Raw genomic sequence first — 17,484 nt, 5'->3', positions numbered from 1 at the left:
GGGTAATATTTTGTTGTTTTTTCAAAGCAATACCTACTGGTGAAACCGCACCAGCCGTAAACCTGCATAAGAAAAATCGCGTTTTATTGAGCGTGTTTTACCTAAAACCATCCAAACGCTAGCCAGATAACTGGCTTTTCCAACGCGATCCTGTCGTAGTCTGCGTTATAGATCAAGCCCATCCATTGTAAAAATAGGGGAATGTTCTAAACACATTAAGATAGATAATGTATTACAAGTCGTAGTCGGGCCATATTCTTCCCAGACTATTCGCTTAGTTTATCACACCGTAATTATGCCCGTCGCAAGACTGTATAGCGCAGCGGCAGCCGCAATGAGTGCCACAGCAAAAAGACATTTTTCAATAGCCGAAAAGACTAATTTCTTTTGCTCGCGTTTAGCGATAATAAACAGCAAGGTTCCTGGGCCATATATTACTGCCGATAATAATATGTATTTCAAACCGCCCGCATACACCATCAATACTGCATAGAACGTGGCTATCAGGGCAATAATAAAATCTTTCTTATGACCTTTCGGCTCCGTAATATAAGTCTCTCGGGTCCAGGCCAATTTCAAACCATATGCCGCGACCAAGAGATAGGGAATCAGAACCAGTGAGCTGGTTAACTCAAGTGCCAGCTGGAAAGCATATTCTGTGAAAAGCGTAACAATTAAGAATAATTGGATAAAAATATTCGACATCCAAACCGCTGCGGATGGTACTCCGTGTCTATTCTCCGTGGCCAATATGCTGGGCATGATATTACTTTTGGCTGCGCAATAAAGTGCTTCGGCAGCCAGCAAAGTCCATGACAGGTAAGCGCCCATGACTGAAATAATCAGCCCGATACTGATAAATATAGCCCCCCAGCGGCCCACAATATGCTCTAACACTCCCGCCATCGACGGTTGACGTAATGCCGCTAATTCAGGGCGCAGCAACACACCATAAGAGAGCATCGTCACCAACACCAGCAGACATAAAACGCCGATAAAACCTAAAACAGTCGCAATACCGACGTGTTTTCTTTCTTTGGCGTAGCGGGAATAAACACTCGCGCCTTCAATGCCAACAAAAACAAATACAGTGACCAGCATGGTGCTGCGAACTTGAGAAAATAACGTCTCAGAACCTGCGCCTATTTCTAATGCTGCATGGCCAGCATAACCATAATCATCCAGATGGGAGAGGTCACCAACAGTTCCCAAAGACTGGGTACCCCAGAAATTTAATGCAAAAGTATCGGTGTGAAATGCAAATGCCAAAACAATGATAAAAATAAATATCGGAATAACCTTGGCAAAAGTGGCAATGGTATTAATCGCCGCAGCCTCTTTGATGCCGCGTAACACCATAAAATGGAAACTCCACAAAATGAATGATGCAATTAAAACTGCGGATAAAGTATTGCCGTCACCGAATAGCGGAAAAAAAGCACCTAGCGTTGATTTAATCAATACAAAATAAGAGACACTGCCAATACACGCGCCGGCCCAAAAACCGATCGCCGATGCAAAACCGGCATAGTCGCCAAATCCGGTTTTAGCATAAATATAAACACCGGAGTCGAGATCAGGTTTACGTTGTGCCAATGTCTGGAAAACAAAGGCCAGAGTCAGCATCCCTCCGCCAGCAATCCCCCAAGCAATGAGTGCGCCAAAACCCCCAGTTGCCCGACCAAATGTTGCAGGTAAAGAAAAAATACCGGCCCCAATCATTGAACCGACAACCAATGAAGTTAATGACCACAATGACAGTTTTTTATTTAATGAGGCCGCCATATTTATATCCCTTTACATGAGTTAATCTCCTGTAAACCAGATTAACCTAATAAAAGATTAAGTCCTATAGATGCTATTCAGTGAAAATGTGAGCTTCCATGAAAAGCTGAATATTCATAGTTGAGTATAGCAAGATAGAATAATGCGCGTGGCCATTCTGAAAATGGTGTCGTGCATTTGTGAGCTTCTGAACTAAATGGAGTGCTAATCTATTGATAGGTGGCCGATGCCACCCGATCTTATCTCTATAAGCTTATATTCAGCTAAGCAGCTCTTTAGTCAAATAATAGCGATGATACTCATCCACGACATTTTCTAGCGCCATTTTCAATTGATATCCTTGTTTTTCATAGAAAGGGCGTGCTTGAAAACTGAATGTATCGACTTGGGCGAACTTACATCCACGTTGTATTGCCTCTTGCTCCACCGCCCGCATCAATTTACTGCCAGCCCCAGAATGGCGTAACGTATCTGATACCCACAGTAATTCAATACTCAAATAGTTACCTAAGGTATAGGCGGTAATTCCCCCTAACTTTTCACCATGCTCATCGGTTATAAACACGGCTAATGGTTTACGGCCATTATCACCGACAAAATTACGGTTAAACGCCTTCAACCCCGCCATAATTTCTGCCACATCCTCAGCCGCTGGGGTATCCGTCATCGTCAACTTCATTATCATTACTCCTCGCTATGAAAGCACTCACACCACTCGATTTTATCTTTACTTCTGGCATATTCTCACAGATAAGAATTTTATTATCAGTCAATAAATGGCAAAATAAACGCTATTGAGAATTATTTATATTTATCATACTGCAACCGTTTTTTCTTATTTTGTGTCGTGATTTCCCTCTGTAATTGTAAGGATGCCTGATGCTCCGCCGTTTTTTTTCTTATTACACCCCGTACAAAGGGCTTTTCTATCTGGATTTCGGCTGTGCCATTTTGGCCGGGCTGCTGGAATTGAGCTTCCCGATGGCCGTAAAACTGTTCATTGATAAATTGCTCCCTAACCAAGATTGGGTGTTGATAGTCTGGGCTGCTACCGGCTTGTTACTGATTTATCTCCTCAATACCGCGCTCATGGCGATAGTTAACTATTGGGGACATGCTCTCGGTGTCGGTATCGAAACTGATATGCGCCGTCAGGCATTTAGTCATCTGCAAAAGTTATCATTTAGCTATTACGATAATATGAAGACCGGCCATATCATTACCCATGTCACGAAAGATCTGGAGGAAGTTGGGGAAATTGCCCATCACGGCCCAGAAGACCTTTTCATTGCGGTGATGACATTTATTGGTGCTTTTATTCTGATGGCCTCCGTCCACCTGCCGCTGGCAATGCTTACGATTATTATTGTGCCGTTTATGACCTATCTGGTCAGTCGCTATGGTGCCCAAATGACAGAAACCTGGCGTCGACTCTTTGGTCAGGTGGGGAATTTTAATGCCCGTATTGAAGAAAGCATTGGTGGCATTCGCGTGGTAAAAGCTTTCGCTAACGAATCTCATGAGAAAAAGTTATTCGCCAAAGATAACGAAGACTACCGCACGACGAAATTGCGGGCCTACCGCATTATGACCACCAGCATGACCATGAGCTACCTCAGTACCCGCCTGGTACAGTTGATTGTGATGGTAGTCGGCACTTGGTACGTGGTTCATGACCAACTCAGTTATGGTGGCTTTGTCGGTTTTCTGTTGTTAGTTGAGGTCTTTTTCCGGCCAGTGGCAAAAATAACTTCTGTACTGGAAAGTTATCCGAAAGGAATCGCTGGATTTAAACGATTCACTCAACTGATTGACACATTGCCCGACATCGTCGATCAACCCCAAGCGCGCCCGGTCGGTCATCTGCGCGGAGATATCTGTTACCAAAATGTCAGTTTCGGCTATTCACCACAGAATAAAATCTTTACTGACTTAAACTTGCAAATCCGTGCAGGTGAAACTGTGGCTTTCGTCGGGCCATCGGGAGCCGGTAAGACCACATTGTGCTCATTGCTTCCGCGCTTCTATGAGCTTGATGATGGTGCAATTACTATTGATGGAATTAATATCCGTGACATGACACAGCAATCATTGCGCAATAATATCGGTATCGTTCAGCAAGATGTTTTCCTATTCGGCGGATCTATCCGTGAGAACATTGCCTATGGCAAGTTAGATGCCAACGATGACGAAATTATGGCGGCAGCACGGCAAGCTCGCCTGGATGATCTCATTGAAAGCTTGCCAGATGGCCTTGATACTGTGGTCGGCGAGCGCGGGGTGAAATTATCAGGTGGTCAGAAACAGCGCCTCTCTATTGCGCGTATCTTCCTGAAAAACCCGCCAATTTTGATTCTTGATGAAGCAACCTCTGCGCTGGATACCGCGACAGAACAAGCCATCCAACTGGCATTGACGGAATTATCACAAGGGCGAACCACTCTGGTGATTGCTCACCGTTTAGCCACGATTCAAAATGCGGACCGCATCATTGTGGTCGATAAAGAAGGTATTGTTGAACAAGGTGACCATCGCGAGTTACTTGCCCGTCAAGGGGCGTATGCCAAATTACATAATGCTCAGTTCAGTGCCGCCTAACACAGTAAAAACCCACCCGCAGATGGGCGCGAATGGTAAACTGGAGGAAAATTCCGCCAAAGCCATTCCATCGCGGGCTTAAATAGGGTACAAGGACGCCATGAAAATTCCAAAACGAATCCAACCGCTGGTTGATGACGGCTTGGTTGACGAAGTCATCCGTCGTTTAAAAAGTGGCAAAGAAGCTGATGTCTACGTTGTCCGTTGTGGGCAGGATATTCGCTGCGCGAAAGTTTATAAAGAGGCCGAGAACCGCAATTTTAAACAAGCGGTTCAGTATCAAGAAGGCCGTAAGGTACGTAATAGCCGCGATGCGCGTGCCATGGCCAAGGGGTCTAAATTTGGCCGCAAGCAACAAGAAGAAACCTGGCAAACTGCTGAGGTGGATGCGCTGTACTTGTTAGCTAATGCTGATGTTCGTGTGCCACAACCTTATGCTTGCCTCGACGGTGTGTTGCTAATGGAGCTGGTCACCGATGCAGACGGGCTCGCTGCCCCTCGGCTCAGTGATGTCCCTTTCAGCAAAGAACAGGCTCTGATTGATCATGCCATTATGATCCGCTATGTGGTGCGGATGCTGTGCGCTGGATTGGTTCATGGCGACTTGTCGGAGTTCAATGTCTTAATCGACAAAGACGGCCCCGTGATTATCGACTTACCACAAGCGGTCAATGCCGCAGCGAATAATAATGCTAAAGCCATGCTAGAAAGAGATGTGGCGAACATGACGCATTATTATGGTCAATACGCCCCTGAATTGCTTGGCAGTAAATATGCCAAAGAGATGTGGGCGCTCTATGAAGATGGCAAGCTGCATCCTGAGACCCCATTGACTGGCAAGTTTGCGGAAAGCACTCAAGCCGTTGATGTTGAAGGCGTACTGGAGGAGATTCAGGCGGTTATCGCTGAAGAACAAGAGCGCCTGCGCGAGGCGCAAGACCCTTACTAATCAATCATTAAATCATCAAAAATAGCGCGAGGGTGAAATATCATACTGAATTATTTCACCCTCCCCGTGTTGGGTTTATTGTCAGCCAGGCCAGTACACAATTAGCTATCTCGACATATACCGCACAGCCATATTATCTGATAGTTTCAAATTATCTGATAGTTTGTGGCCATAGCGTCGCAGACACTGCCCAACATTTTTTGATTAGCTCAGCGGCTCCGTTTCAACCCGATTTTTCCCTGCTGTTTTCGCCCGATAGAGCGCTTTATCTGCAGCTTTTGACAGATCTGCCGCCAGCAGGTGCTCACCCGGCTCAGAGACTGACGCCACACCAATACTGATGGTCACCCGCCCATAAGGGGACATTCCATGAGGTATATCCAGCTCCTCAATAGAGCGGCGCATGCGCTCAGCAACGACTTTCGCATCTGACAACGAGCTTGGTGCAAGCAAGACAATAAACTCCTCACCACCATAACGCGCCAGAATATCTGAACCGCCCCGGATAGATTTTGACAATGTCTCAACAATGGACTTCAAGCAGACATCCCCCATGGCATGCCCATAAAGATCGTTAAAACTTTTAAAATTATCAAAATCAATCATCAAAACTGACAGGGCTCCGCCTTCTGCTTGATTTTTCTGCCAAATATGCTGATAAATGTCATCAAAGTGCCGGCGATTGGCCACTCCCGTCAACACATCAGTTTGTGATAATGCTTTTAGGATCGATTCTGACTGTTTAAGTTCTGTAATATCAAAAAACGATCCATACCAGGTAACAGCGCCATCATCTTGTCGGGTGGGGAAAGACTCGCCATGGAGCCAATGCGTCCCTTTTCCCGGCAGCACAACACGGAAATCACAACTCCAGGCTGATAAATTCTCCTGAGAGGTGATAACAGCCTGTCTTAGCATTTCTATATCGTCCGTATGAATACGGCTAAATAACGGATTTTTCTCTTTCGGTATATGCAAAACATCAGCGGGCGAAAGACCAAATATTGGTTTTATCCCCTCACTGCAATAACTAAAATAAGATTCCCCGTCAGAATTCAAATAGTAAGCATAAATCATCGCCGGTAAGTTTTTAGTCAGCCTGTCCATCATCTGCTGACTTTTTTCCAATTCCATCAGTAAGGATTTTCTTTCTGAAACATCCGCGATGACACTGATGTAACCTAAAACGCTACCGTTCTCGGATGTTATTTCATGGATACTCAGTGTACCCCAAAAACGTTTGCCATCTTTACGTTGATAGCACCACTCACTGGCCTCACGCCGATTAAGTAATAAATCATCCAGCGCAGCTTGGGAATTACCGTTTTCGGGGATATGTAACACCTCAGAAATAGGCTTCCCGAGAACTTCATCCTTAGAATAGCCAAAAATTTTCTCGGCACCGACATTATATATAGTAATGCGGTTATCTAAGTCTGTTGTAATAATAGCAATCTGCTTCTCTGCATTCAAAAGCACATCCAGTTGAAGATTAGACAATTCATTTTTCCCATTACCTCTCTTCACTGGCCCACCTTTTGGGTGCTTACCAAATACTTTTCTGGAAAAGGAATCCAGGCAGTTATGATAAAAAGAAAGTAAAGACATAAGGATAAATCACCTATTATTCAATGGTAAAAAAATACAATTAATTTACTTGATATTATCAATAATAACATTGCGAATTATAACACATGATAATGAGCCAGTGTAGATCCGCCCGATAACATCATATGCCTCGATAAAACCTGACATTTAACTTGATAATATCATTACAAAACCCGCCAAGAAAACTGAGTCATCAATCCGTTATAGTCCCCATGATTTATGTTGAACAACTGGAGCGAACATGAAAACGTTATTTATGATATATATATCCGCAATATTATTTTTCAATACTGCCACCGGCTATGCTGCACAAACGGCTCATAATGAAATCAAAAAACCGTCAGGTGAAACATGCAAACGCCCTCCTGCCCCCCCTAAAGATAAAAATGGCCACCCGCTGCCTCCGCCTAGAGAAAATAATAGCCACGCGGCTAAAGGCCAGCCTCCTCATGAGGGTAAACCACTGTGCGCACCACCGCATGATAATAAAAAACCATAATATTGAGAAGCTATCACTTCCAATATTGGGGATATTTAAACTGTCGCAGATGAAAAGACAAATAGCATTTTCATCTGTATCTCACCATCTATTTAATAAGCAAAATATATATATTAAAGTAATTTAACTTATCTGTATTCTGGCAAAATATAAACTTATGGTTCATTCTAAATATCGGGTAGAAACACTCATTTCTCACTAACTTTATTGGATGAAACAAAACAGATTGATAAGGAATAAATTATGCTTTATAAATCATTAGGTCATATTTCCATTGCAGTCCTATTATTAACAACAATACCCCCACTGTCCGCCTCATCTACGACCCCGACAGAGATGACCTGTAAAGAATTTCTTGATCTTAATCCCAAAAGCATGACACCGGTTGCCTTCTGGATACTGAACGAAGATACTCAATATAAAAAAGGCGACAATGTTGATTTTCAGGAAGTCGATACTGTATATACGCCTAAAATCATTGATGTCTGTAAAAAATCACCGGATAAAAAAGTATCCGACATAAAACCAGATATTATGAAGGCGACTAGTAAATAAATGTAATATTATTCATAGCCCAGCCCAATCAGGAGGGGCTATCGTGACGTTTGATTATTATTAGGGAATCATCATGCTAAAGAAGAAAATTATGTTGTTATCATTACTGGTATTACCACTCGGCCAAGCATTGGCTGTTGATTGTCAAAAAGCGGCAACACAACTGGATATGAACCAATGTACAAATTCCGATTATAAAAAAGCCGATGCCGAACTGAATCGAACTTACAAAGAAGTTCTCGCCAAAACACCTGTCGCCCAAAGACCATTATTGAAGAGCGCACAACTGACTTGGATAAAATATCGTGATGCAGATTGCATGTTCCAAGCATCTGCAACCGAGGGAGGCTCAGTACATCCCATGATTATTTCTGCTTGCCTGACCCATAAAACTGAAGAGCGCACGACACAATTGAAATCACTCCTAAACTGCCCTGAAGGGGATTTAAGTTGCCCGTTGTAGTGTCAAGCTATCCACGCTCGCTATGATTAACGCTGCCTCATCACTGAGGGTGTTACTCCATAAGCTGTTTTAAAACAATTACTAAAGTGGCTGGCAGAGCTAAAACCACACTCCAAAGCAATATGAATAAGTGGCATTACACTGTTTCTCAATAATTGTTCCGCGCGAGACAAACGGACTTTCAGTACAAACTGATGCGGTGCCAACCCAGTGCTTTGTTTGAACATACGTGCGAAATGGAATTCACTCAATCCGGCCTGCTCAGCAAGATCTGATAATAACAGCGCTTGCGCGAGGTGGTCGTCAATAAACTCTTTCACCCGCTTTAACACAATCGGGGCCAAACCACCACGAACAGCAGGAATTGCCCACTGCAACTGAGTGTAATTCTTGAGTAAATGGGTCATCAGCAGAGTTGCCGCGCTGCTGAGCGCTAAATGATTTGCTTGTTCTTGCCAAGCACAATTCAATAAAAATTGGCGATATAACAGTGTAATTTGTGGATCTTCGGCAAAAATACGCTCATCGACCTGAATGGATTGAGGGCTACGTTCCCAGATTTGTTCTGCCAATAAGCGCAGATGTTTATCGGTGCAATACAAATGCACAAATGACAAATCATCTCGCACATCCCAACTCGATAAACTGCCCTTTGGCATAATACAAAAACGATCCGGGCCGCCGCCATTTTTCCACCCTGCCCGCGTTTTGTGGTAGCACTCATAACCATCGGCAACATACAAACTCAGAGTGTGATGATCCGGACTCTCTTGCGTAATGCAATCATCGCGATTTGACCAGGCCGCTAATTGAATACCCGAGCCAAGTTGCACACAATCATGCAAGCGAGCTTTATGTTCTCTAAGGGTTTCAAAGGCTTGGTAGCGTTCCAACATCACACGGACTTCCTGTTATAAAGCTGATGCAATCAGTTTAATGAGTTGCTGTGCCGCAAACCATGGTTTCCCGTTATTTATCTCAAAAATGCGCAAGATTTTGCAACTCGCAGCAACCTACTGAAAGCCGTGCCTGTCTGTCAGGTAGATACTGATGTTTTTTAGACGTGACGAGACATCACTATGAACGCGCTGCTTTATTTGCTGGTTGTATTGATTTGGGGAACAACATGGATTGCAATTACCCTGCAACAACAAGGAGATGTTGCTATCACGGTGTCTATATTTTATCGGTTTGCATTGGCGGCCGGTATCATGATGATTTTTTTGCTGCTCGTTCGCCGCTTGCGCCATCTCGCCCTACGTGACCATCTGTTTTGTGTCGTCCAAGGGTTTTGCGTCTTTGCCTTTAACTTTTACTGTTTTTATCATGCGGCGGCTTATATCAGCAGTGGTCTGGAGTCCGTCATTTTCTCCATGGCCGTATTATTCAATGCTATCAATGGTATAATTTTCTTTCGCCAACGTCTCAGCCCTAACCTGCTGCCCGCCAGTATTCTGGGGATGATAGGTATTATTGCTTTATTCTGGCAGGACCTCACTGCAACTCAACTGGCCCCCGAATTACTGAAAGGGATTGGCCTGAGTCTATTGGGGACTTACGGTTTCTCACTGGGCAATATGATAAGTAGCCGCCACCAGCGCCGAGGGTTGGATATTCTGTCAACCAATGCTTATGCCATGACGTATGGCGCGGTGCTAATGGGAGTGTTTAGCTTAATTCAGCATCACTCTTTTACTATTGAACTGACACCACGTTATCTTGGCTCATTACTCTATCTGGCTATTTTCGGTTCGGTCATTGCCTTTGCCGCTTATTTCAGCTTGATTGGCCGTATTGGTGCCAGTGGCGCGGCTTACAGCACATTGTTATTCCCTTTGGTTGCGCTAACCATATCAACCTTCTATGAAGGCTATCACTGGCACCTGAATGCTATTATCGGTTTACTACTTATCTTACTGGGTAATTTGGTTATGTTCTCCAAGCCGGGTATGGTGCAATCCTGGTTTAAACGGCCATATCTGGGATAATTCCCCATCACAGCGAAGTCTGTGCCGAATTAATACGCGAAAATGCACCCCAATTGTGAGGTGCATTTTATCTTCATGCTCAATCAACTTCTCATACTCTAACTCGGCGATCATTTAACAGAATGAGGCGCTCAATATCCCGCTGAGGGATAAAATTTTATTCTGTTTCATGTATATTTACCTGGTAAGAAATAAATTAAGTTTTTCAATCAGAAATTTATCTGTCTTTTTGCTGAAATCTTTTTAATGACTCAACATTAAATAAACATCGATGCTGAATAGAAAATATTTTTAATGGTGAATAAATTCAATTCCATATAGCCCACCGATGGCATTTATTGTTTCCAGTAAATGCGCGCCGTCAGCCGGCGGTAAGGCGGTATGATTCTCTGGTACAGATGTTGGCTGCCACCAAGAAAGTCCGGTAAACCATGCGGTAATCTTAGCCATTGTCGCCCCCACATTATTGAGTAAACCGAGTAGAACTGATGAGTTAAGAGTAAACGCTGAATCCATCAATAAATGAAATAAGCATTATTGCTTTCAATATGCAAAATTTAGCTATTAAAGAACTGACTTAGCGAATTTCGCATTTTGGGGATGCCAGTCGTACTTCAAGGCGTTATATTGAATACACATTTATCTTTAATAGATAACGCCCCTGAAGGAGTTCCGCATGTTTGTTGTCAGCTTGACTTACCATCAACCTATCGACGTCGTTGAATCACTGACTGAAAATCATAAAGAGTGGTTGAAAAAGTATTATGCTCAAGGCGTGTTTATCGCCTCTGGTCGTAAAGTGCCGCGCACTGGCGGTATTATTTTGGTGAAAAGTATTGAGCGTGAAGCGCTGGATAAGATATTGGCAGAAGATCCGTTTAATGCGGTGGCTAATTACAGTGTGACTGAGTTTATTCCTTCAATGGCTATTGAATCAGTCGAAGCGCTCAAAACACTGTAATCGCGAGATATAATAAGTCATCGCTACAGCCATGACTGATGCCATGGCTGCTTCACAAGATAAGCAGATTATAATGCGGCCCGCTGCTGCCGCTGCTCCATAATGCGAGGTAAATTCTCCTCAAGCCAGAGAGCCAATCCTTCAACCTGCTCCTGAACCTCTCTTCCCAATGAAGTGAGTTTGTATTCCACATGAGGTGGCACCACCGGATACGCAATACGGTCAATAAATCCATCTTCTTCGAGATTTTGCAGAGTTTGCGCCAGCATTTTTTCACTAACACCGCCAATTTTTCTTCTCAAGGCACTGAAACGTAAAGTTTCATTACTCAACGCGATGAGTATTAATACCCCCCAGCGGCTGGTAACTCGCTTGAGAATTTCTCTGGACGGGCAATTTACATTGAGCAATTCACCCCGCCGAAGTTGCTCCGGAAATGAAACAGTGTCGGCCAAATTTTGTGGTTTCATTATTTTCATACTAACCTTTTAGTGCGTACTTACTTTTAGTTAGTATATTGCATATGATGATCTTAAGGGCGAGTTTTTAGCACATTTCTTCGTGTTTTTGCCTTCAAAATAGCTCGTCACCTTCCCAATAGACCCAAAGTCATTGGCGTTCCAGGTTGGTAGCATGTGAATACCCCCTGTGACCTCAAGCACAATGGGGATAACCTCACATTTGGAGCGTCATAATGATCGCAGTAACTGGTGCCACAGGCCAACTCGGCCGCCTTGTTATTAACGCATTACTTAAAAAAGTACCTGCCAGTGAAATTATTGCCGCAGTCCGCAGCCCTGAAAAAGCCAGTGATTTGGCGGCATTAGGGGTTCAGGTACGCAAAGCTGATTATAGTCAACCCGCCACCTTGGAGGCCGCTTTCCAAGGGGTTGATAAACTGCTGTTAATCTCATCCAGTGAAGTCGGACAGCGGCTTACTCAGCATGCTGCCGTCATCAAGGCAGCCCAACACGTAGGCGTCAAATTATTGGCGTATACCAGTTTGTTACATGCCGATAAAAACCCACTGGGATTAGGTGAGGAACACCGCGCCACAGAAGCACTTTTACGTGAGTCTGGCCTGCCGGTGGTGCTATTGCGAAATGGTTGGTATACCGAAAACTATGCTGCAAGTATCGCGCCGTCTCTAGCGCATGGGGCATTCATTGGTGCCGTGGGTGACGGGCGGATAGCCTCTGCCAGTCGAGAAGATTATGCACAAGCCGCCGCTACCGTGCTGACCCAAGAAAACCAAGCGGGCAAAGTGTACGAATTAGCCGGTGATGACAGTTATACCCTGGCGGAATTCTCAGCAGAAATTGCCCGTCAATCAGGCAAACCTGTGATATATAAAAACTTATCTGAAGCTGACTTCAAGCAAGCACTGCTTGGTGCCGGTTTACCTGAGGAGTTCGCCGCCCTTCTGGCAGATTCTGATGCTGGGGCGGCTAAAGGCGGGTTATTTGATGATAGCCATACTTTGAGCAAGCTTATTGGCCGCCCAACCACACCTTATGCCAAAGTCATTGCTGCAACCCTGACCTCACTTTAGCTTTTTGGGCATAACTTTTTGACCGGTAACCCTTGCGCTACCGGTCAAAATCCATCGTTATCTTAAGATTTCGCCGCATCCAATGCTTGAGCCAGGTCATTGAGGATATCGTCAATGTGTTCAATGCCAATCGACAATCTCACCATATCCCGCGGTACACCTGCTTTAATAAGTTCTTCATCATTGAGTTGACGGTGGGTTGTTGACGCGGGATGACACGCCAATGATTTGGCATCACCAATATTCACCAACCGCACGATCAAATTCAGTGCATCAATAAATCGCCCACCCGCAGCCTGGCCACCATGAATACCGAATGACAATATCGCCGCCGGTTTACCCCCGAAATAGCGCTGGGCTAATTCATGCTCAGGATGATCAGGTAAACCGGCGTATTTCACCCAACTGACTTGCGGATGTTTTTGCAAATAATAGGCAACTTTCAATGCATTTTCTGTATGCCGCTCCATGCGCAAAGCAAGAGTTTCTAGCCCCTGTAAAATCAGAAATGCATTGAATGGCGACAGTGCCGCACCGGTATTTCTCAGCGGCACAACCCGGCAACGCCCAATATATGCCGCCGCCCCAAACTGCTCGGTGTAGGTCACGCCGTGATAAGACGGGTCCGGAGTATTTAATTGAGCAAAGCGCTCAGGATATTGCGCCCATGGGAACTTGCCGGAATCGACGACAATGCCACCAATGCTGGAGCCATGACCGCCGATATATTTGGTCAATGAATGCACCACAATATCCGCGCCATGTTCAAAAGGGCGACAAAGAATCGGCGTCGCGACAGTATTATCAACAATTAGCGGTACGCCATGGCGATGGGCGGCATCAGCCAGTTTTTTCAAATCAACAATATTGCCCGCAGGGTTGCCAATTGATTCACAAAAAACAGCTTTTGTCCGGTCATCAATCAGGGCTTCTATTGCTTCAATATCATCATGATCAGCAAATCGGGTTTCTACTCCATAGCGCGGTAACGTATGGGCCAGCAGATTGTAAGTTCCACCATACAGCTTAGCCACCGACACAATGTTATCCCCGGCTTCAGCAATAGTTTGAATAGCATACGTAATCGCCGCCATCCCGGAAGCAACAGCCAATGCCGCAATCCCCCCTTCCAATGCCGCAACTCGTTGTTCCAATACATCATTCGTCGGGTTCATGATGCGCGAGTAAATATTGCCCGCGACTTTTAAGTCGAATAAATCAGCACCATGCTGGGTGTCATCAAAAGCAAAGGAAGAGGTCTGATAAATGGGTACCGCAACGGCCTTGGTGGTTGGATCCGGAGAATAACCTGCATGAATAGATAATGTTTCTAACTTCATTTTTATCCCTTCTTAAATGACGATACCAGCCCGCTGCGAGTACGCAATAGTAGCCGAATGCGATAAAAGTTAGCGTTGATGAACAGCGGACGCGACGTAGAAACTTACAATAGAGGAATTAGTGAGCGGCACATACCTCCATAAGTAATTATTTAGATATTAATTATAATTAAATGATATCAACCACAGACTGAACCCGTCGGAGGCCCACACCTTCCATCTACTTACTTTACATTCCTACAATTGCTTTATATTCCTACAAATCAACGTGCTATAAAAAATACCTCATTAGCGCTTTCTCCCTTTCTACTTGTCACGTATACTGTATAAATACACAGTATATTACTCGCTAGCAGCTTTGGGTTATCACTCTCTCCCCTGTATCAGTCATTTGGAGGTTTTATGAGTGCATTTGGTAATGCTGCACAAGATTATATTGAAAAAAGAATAGATCTTAATGAGCACTGTATTGTTCATCCTGCCGCCACTTTTTTTATGACGGCTGAAGGCGAATCTTTGGCCGATGCCGGCATCCACCATGGCGCACTGTTAGTGATAGACCGCAGTTTGCAGGCGAAACATGGAGATACTGTCGTCGTCACTATTGGGGGGGAATTCAGCATTAAGCGCCTTTACTTACGGCCCTTCCTCCGCCTGGAAGCGCTGAATGCCAGTTCCCCGCCACTAAAACTGGCAGAGGGGGATGAAGAGTGGGCAATTTTTGGTGTTATTACATTTAGTATCAATAAGTTAAAATCATGTTCGCTTTAGTTGATGTGAATTCTTTTTACGCCAGTTGCGAAACCGTGTTTCGACCAGATTTGTATGGCCGGCCTGTCGTGGTGCTCTCTAATAATGATGGCTGTGTGATAGCCCGCAGTCGTGAGGCCAAAGCCGTGGGCATCCCAATGGGTGCTCCCTACTTTAAAATTCAACCAATGATGCGCCAGCATGGGGTGATCGCGTTCAGCAGCAATTATGCGCTCTACAGTGATATGTCTGCGCGCGTGATGACCATTCTTGAGCAATTGGTTCCAGGAATTGAAATTTACTCAATTGATGAAGCCTTTCTCAACCTTAAAGGTGTGCAACATTCCATTGCGCTGGAAGAGTTTGGTCAATATGTGCGAGATCATATCCGGAAATTGACCGGCCTAAATGTCGGTGTAGGCATAGCCCCCAGCAAGACATTAGCCAAGTTGGCAAACCATGCAGCCAAGTTATGGCATAAAACTAAGGGAGTGGTCGATTTATCTCACCCCGAGCGCCAACACAAGTTATTGGCACTGATGTCTGTCGCGGAGGTATGGGGAGTGGGCCGCCGTACGGCGAAAAAACTCGAGATGCTGGGGATTACCACCGCATTGCAACTATCAGAAGCCAACCCATCTTTTATTCGTAAACATTTCAGTGTCGTGTTGGAGCGCACGGTAAGGGAGTTACGCGGAGAAGCGTGTTTGGCTGTTGCTGAATTTGCCCCGACCAAACAACAAATAATTTGCTCACGTTCATTTAGCGAACGAATTATTGAATATCAAAGCATGCGCGAGGCGGTTTGCAGTTATGCCGAGAAAGCCGCAGAAAAGCTGCGAAAAGAGCATCAATATTGTCGTCATGTCTCGACGTTTATCAAAACCAGCCCCTTTGCGCCCAATGAGCGATATTACAGTAATCTTGCCAGTACCCACCTCACCTTTCCGACACTGGATTCGCGGGACATTATTACTGCGGCGCTTAAATGCCTGGCTGCGATTTGGCAACCCGGTCACCGTTACCTGAAAGCTGGGATCGTATTAGGGGAGTTTTCAAGTCAAGGTATCGCCCAATTGGGGCTGTTTGATGAGAGCAAACCGCGCATCAACAGTGAGCAATTAATGGCGGCTATCGACAAAATCAATCAATCGGGTAAAAGTAAAATTGCATTCGTCGGACAAGGAATTAATCAAGAATGGCAGATGAAACGCGAAATGTTATCACCTGCATATACTACCCGCGTTAAGGATTTCCCGACCGCCATCATCAGATGACATCACTTGACATGTACTCTGGCATGCCGTTTTATCAATAAAAAGCATCAGAAACATTGATGGCGAATAAACTGAAACTCAGTCTGGACGGCAGAAAGAAAGGAATATTATGAGCGAATTTACCGGTTTTACTCAGGACGGCCTTACCTTCTTGCAACTTATCAGTCAGAACAATAATAAAGAATGGTTCGAGGAGCATCGTGATATCTATGACCAACATCTGCTGCAACCCATGCGAAAACTGGTGACCGACTTAAGTTCAGATATGCTGACTATTGATGAATTATTTGAAGTTCGCCCGGCAATTGGTAAGACGATTTCTCGAATGAACCGGGACACACGTTTTTCTCATAACAAATCACTCTATCGCAACAATATCTGGCTGACCTTTAAAAGGTCGCGTAAGAACTGGACGGACGCGCCAACATACTTTTTTGAATTTGGCCCAGACTGGTGGCGATACGGGCTTGGCTATTACAGCGCATCCCGCACCACGATGACACTTTTCCGGCAACAATTGGCCCATGCTCCCGCAGATTTTCTTAAGATAGCGGAGTGCATTCACCCAAATTTCTCAATTGAAGGTGAAAGTTATAAACGGCCACTGATTAAAGACCAACCACCGGAACTGGCCGCATGGTACAACAAAAAATCATGGGCATTAATCAGCCATCACCGAGACATGGACGTCCTGTTTTCCGAGCAATTAGTTGATATTTTAAGCAAAGACTTTAGGCGACTTTCGCCTATCTATGACTTTCTGATGAAAATAGAAGGGTTGAAGAAAAACCAGTTAATGTTAAACGGGCTGTAATCTCGTATTCATCACCCCTGTTAACTTTTCGGTCCCTGTACCCGCAGGGATTCGGTATTCCTAATTAATATCTTTCAGGTTGATACATAAGGCAACTGTAACAAATAATTATCATAACATTCATAATTAACAAATATTATGAATTCAGCTCCCAACAAACATCACACCATGTAACTTTTAAGTAAAAACCCTGCATATTTAACTGCAATAAAATGCCAATAGAAAAGAAAATTAGTACTGATTTAATAATCTCACCAATTGCCCGCAAAGATAACAACAAAAATAAATGTAACACACTGTTTTTAAAATACTTATTTTGTTGTTTTATTATTTTAAAAACAAATG

17 protein-coding genes are annotated in these 17,484 nt (G+C 44.4%); 10 read left to right on the top strand and 7 right to left on the bottom strand.

The window, feature by feature from the left end; all coding sequences use genetic code 11:
* Window positions 1–282 precede the first annotated feature (282 nt).
* Together F0T03_RS09285 and F0T03_RS09280 are read right to left on the bottom strand one after the other, a co-directional pair.
* On the bottom strand, window positions 283–1,785 hold the full coding sequence (locus F0T03_RS09285; RefSeq protein WP_159678000.1) for an amino acid permease: 1,503 nt from the start codon (window positions 1,783–1,785) through the stop codon (window positions 283–285).
* 259 nt (window positions 1,786–2,044) lie between these two features.
* Window positions 2,045–2,464 carry a GNAT family N-acetyltransferase gene (locus tag F0T03_RS09280; protein ID WP_159677998.1) on the bottom strand — a complete coding sequence of 140 codons (420 nt, stop codon included), beginning with the start codon at window positions 2,462–2,464 and terminating at the stop codon, window positions 2,045–2,047.
* 200 nt (window positions 2,465–2,664) lie between these two features.
* Between F0T03_RS09280 and F0T03_RS09275 the strand changes: the two genes are divergently transcribed.
* Together F0T03_RS09275 and F0T03_RS09270 are read left to right on the top strand one after the other, a co-directional pair.
* The gene (locus F0T03_RS09275; protein ID WP_159677996.1) at window positions 2,665–4,383 is read left to right on the top strand and encodes an ABC transporter ATP-binding protein; all 1,719 of its coding nucleotides are present in this window, start codon (window positions 2,665–2,667) and stop codon (window positions 4,381–4,383) included.
* A 100-nt stretch (window positions 4,384–4,483) separates the two neighbouring features.
* Window positions 4,484–5,332, top strand: a complete 849-nt coding sequence (locus F0T03_RS09270; RefSeq protein ID WP_145553824.1) for a PA4780 family RIO1-like protein kinase — start codon at window positions 4,484–4,486, stop codon at window positions 5,330–5,332.
* A gap of 204 nt (window positions 5,333–5,536) precedes the next feature.
* Here the strand turns inward: F0T03_RS09270 and F0T03_RS09265 are convergent, their stop codons facing one another.
* Window positions 5,537–6,940 (bottom strand): sensor domain-containing diguanylate cyclase, encoded by a 1,404-nt coding sequence (locus F0T03_RS09265; protein WP_162526924.1) that lies wholly within the window; start codon window positions 6,938–6,940, stop codon window positions 5,537–5,539.
* A 742-nt stretch (window positions 6,941–7,682) separates the two neighbouring features.
* Here F0T03_RS09265 and hdeB point away from each other — a divergent pair.
* Both hdeB and F0T03_RS09255 read left to right on the top strand, forming a co-directional pair.
* Window positions 7,683–7,994 carry an acid-activated periplasmic chaperone HdeB gene (gene hdeB / locus F0T03_RS09260; protein ID WP_159677991.1) on the top strand — a complete coding sequence of 104 codons (312 nt, stop codon included), beginning with the start codon at window positions 7,683–7,685 and terminating at the stop codon, window positions 7,992–7,994.
* 73 nt (window positions 7,995–8,067) lie between these two features.
* Window positions 8,068–8,457 (top strand): lysozyme inhibitor LprI family protein, encoded by a 390-nt coding sequence (locus F0T03_RS09255; protein ID WP_145556594.1) that lies wholly within the window; start codon window positions 8,068–8,070, stop codon window positions 8,455–8,457.
* 26 nt (window positions 8,458–8,483) lie between these two features.
* On the opposite strand, the gene F0T03_RS09250 is transcribed toward F0T03_RS09255, so the two are convergent.
* Window positions 8,484–9,353 (bottom strand): helix-turn-helix domain-containing protein, encoded by an 870-nt coding sequence (locus F0T03_RS09250; RefSeq protein WP_145556595.1) that lies wholly within the window; start codon window positions 9,351–9,353, stop codon window positions 8,484–8,486.
* A 183-nt stretch (window positions 9,354–9,536) separates the two neighbouring features.
* Here F0T03_RS09250 and F0T03_RS09245 point away from each other — a divergent pair, with 183 nt between their 5' ends.
* Window positions 9,537–10,445, top strand: coding sequence for a DMT family transporter (locus tag F0T03_RS09245; RefSeq protein ID WP_145563138.1), 909 nt, complete (start codon window positions 9,537–9,539; stop codon window positions 10,443–10,445).
* 291 nt (window positions 10,446–10,736) lie between these two features.
* On the opposite strand, the gene F0T03_RS21535 is transcribed toward F0T03_RS09245, so the two are convergent.
* Window positions 10,737–10,895, bottom strand: coding sequence for a hypothetical protein (locus F0T03_RS21535; RefSeq protein WP_167515574.1), 159 nt, complete (start codon window positions 10,893–10,895; stop codon window positions 10,737–10,739).
* A 226-nt stretch (window positions 10,896–11,121) separates the two neighbouring features.
* On the opposite strand from F0T03_RS21535, the gene F0T03_RS09240 reads away from it, so the two are divergent.
* Window positions 11,122–11,406, top strand: coding sequence for a YciI family protein (locus F0T03_RS09240; protein WP_145557285.1), 285 nt, complete (start codon window positions 11,122–11,124; stop codon window positions 11,404–11,406).
* A 68-nt stretch (window positions 11,407–11,474) separates the two neighbouring features.
* Here F0T03_RS09240 and F0T03_RS09235 read toward each other — a convergent pair whose 3' ends face one another.
* Window positions 11,475–11,885 carry a winged helix-turn-helix transcriptional regulator gene (locus F0T03_RS09235; RefSeq protein ID WP_181952505.1) on the bottom strand — a complete coding sequence of 137 codons (411 nt, stop codon included), beginning with the start codon at window positions 11,883–11,885 and terminating at the stop codon, window positions 11,475–11,477.
* Window positions 11,886–12,100: 215 nt separating this feature from the next.
* Here F0T03_RS09235 and F0T03_RS09230 point away from each other — a divergent pair, with 215 nt between their 5' ends.
* Window positions 12,101–12,958 (top strand): SDR family oxidoreductase, encoded by an 858-nt coding sequence (locus tag F0T03_RS09230; RefSeq protein ID WP_145557283.1) that lies wholly within the window; start codon window positions 12,101–12,103, stop codon window positions 12,956–12,958.
* A 62-nt stretch (window positions 12,959–13,020) separates the two neighbouring features.
* Here the strand turns inward: F0T03_RS09230 and F0T03_RS09225 are convergent, their stop codons facing one another.
* Complete coding sequence (locus F0T03_RS09225) at window positions 13,021–14,298, bottom strand: bifunctional O-acetylhomoserine aminocarboxypropyltransferase/cysteine synthase (protein WP_145557281.1); 1,278 nt, start codon at window positions 14,296–14,298, stop codon at window positions 13,021–13,023.
* Between the two features lie 402 nt (window positions 14,299–14,700).
* Between F0T03_RS09225 and umuD the strand changes: the two genes are divergently transcribed.
* The 3 genes from umuD (at window position 14,701) to F0T03_RS09210 (ending at window position 17,139) form a co-directional block, all read left to right on the top strand.
* The gene (gene umuD, locus F0T03_RS09220) at window positions 14,701–15,069 is read left to right on the top strand and encodes a translesion error-prone DNA polymerase V autoproteolytic subunit (protein WP_159677989.1); all 369 of its coding nucleotides are present in this window, start codon (window positions 14,701–14,703) and stop codon (window positions 15,067–15,069) included.
* Entirely contained in the window at window positions 15,057–16,325 is a 1,269-nt protein-coding gene (gene umuC, locus F0T03_RS09215; protein ID WP_159677987.1) for a translesion error-prone DNA polymerase V subunit UmuC, read from the top strand. The genes umuD and umuC overlap by 13 nt, the downstream gene beginning before the upstream one ends.
* A gap of 106 nt (window positions 16,326–16,431) precedes the next feature.
* Window positions 16,432–17,139, top strand: a complete 708-nt coding sequence (locus F0T03_RS09210; RefSeq protein WP_159680804.1) for a DUF2461 domain-containing protein — start codon at window positions 16,432–16,434, stop codon at window positions 17,137–17,139.
* The last annotated feature ends 345 nt before the right edge of the window (window positions 17,140–17,484 follow it).

Origin of the sequence: Yersinia canariae, assembly GCF_009831415.1 — a bacterium.
Classification (GTDB): domain Bacteria; phylum Pseudomonadota; class Gammaproteobacteria; order Enterobacterales; family Enterobacteriaceae; genus Yersinia; species Yersinia canariae.
The sequence above is the reverse complement of the archived record's forward strand: the minus strand, read 5'-3'. Positions and strand labels throughout refer to the sequence as shown.

Coding starts and splice junctions, on each gene's coding strand:
- F0T03_RS09240 (WP_145557285.1), top strand. CDS start 11,122: ATGTTTGTTGTCAGCTTGACTTACCATCAACCTATCGACGTCGTTGAA.
- F0T03_RS09225 (WP_145557281.1), bottom strand. CDS start 14,298: ATGAAGTTAGAAACATTATCTATTCATGCAGGTTATTCTCCGGATCCA.
- F0T03_RS09280 (WP_159677998.1), bottom strand. CDS start 2,464: ATGAAGTTGACGATGACGGATACCCCAGCGGCTGAGGATGTGGCAGAA.
- F0T03_RS09265 (WP_162526924.1), bottom strand. CDS start 6,940: ATGTCTTTACTTTCTTTTTATCATAACTGCCTGGATTCCTTTTCCAGA.
- F0T03_RS09245 (WP_145563138.1), top strand. CDS start 9,537: ATGAACGCGCTGCTTTATTTGCTGGTTGTATTGATTTGGGGAACAACA.
- umuC (WP_159677987.1), top strand. CDS start 15,057: ATGTTCGCTTTAGTTGATGTGAATTCTTTTTACGCCAGTTGCGAAACC.
- F0T03_RS09270 (WP_145553824.1), top strand. CDS start 4,484: ATGAAAATTCCAAAACGAATCCAACCGCTGGTTGATGACGGCTTGGTT.
- F0T03_RS09250 (WP_145556595.1), bottom strand. CDS start 9,353: ATGTTGGAACGCTACCAAGCCTTTGAAACCCTTAGAGAACATAAAGCT.
- F0T03_RS21535 (WP_167515574.1), bottom strand. CDS start 10,895: ATGGCTAAGATTACCGCATGGTTTACCGGACTTTCTTGGTGGCAGCCA.
- umuD (WP_159677989.1), top strand. CDS start 14,701: ATGAGTGCATTTGGTAATGCTGCACAAGATTATATTGAAAAAAGAATA.
- F0T03_RS09275 (WP_159677996.1), top strand. CDS start 2,665: ATGCTCCGCCGTTTTTTTTCTTATTACACCCCGTACAAAGGGCTTTTC.
- hdeB (WP_159677991.1), top strand. CDS start 7,683: ATGCTTTATAAATCATTAGGTCATATTTCCATTGCAGTCCTATTATTA.
- F0T03_RS09285 (WP_159678000.1), bottom strand. CDS start 1,785: ATGGCGGCCTCATTAAATAAAAAACTGTCATTGTGGTCATTAACTTCA.
- F0T03_RS09255 (WP_145556594.1), top strand. CDS start 8,068: ATGCTAAAGAAGAAAATTATGTTGTTATCATTACTGGTATTACCACTC.
- F0T03_RS09235 (WP_181952505.1), bottom strand. CDS start 11,885: ATGAAAATAATGAAACCACAAAATTTGGCCGACACTGTTTCATTTCCG.
- F0T03_RS09230 (WP_145557283.1), top strand. CDS start 12,101: ATGATCGCAGTAACTGGTGCCACAGGCCAACTCGGCCGCCTTGTTATT.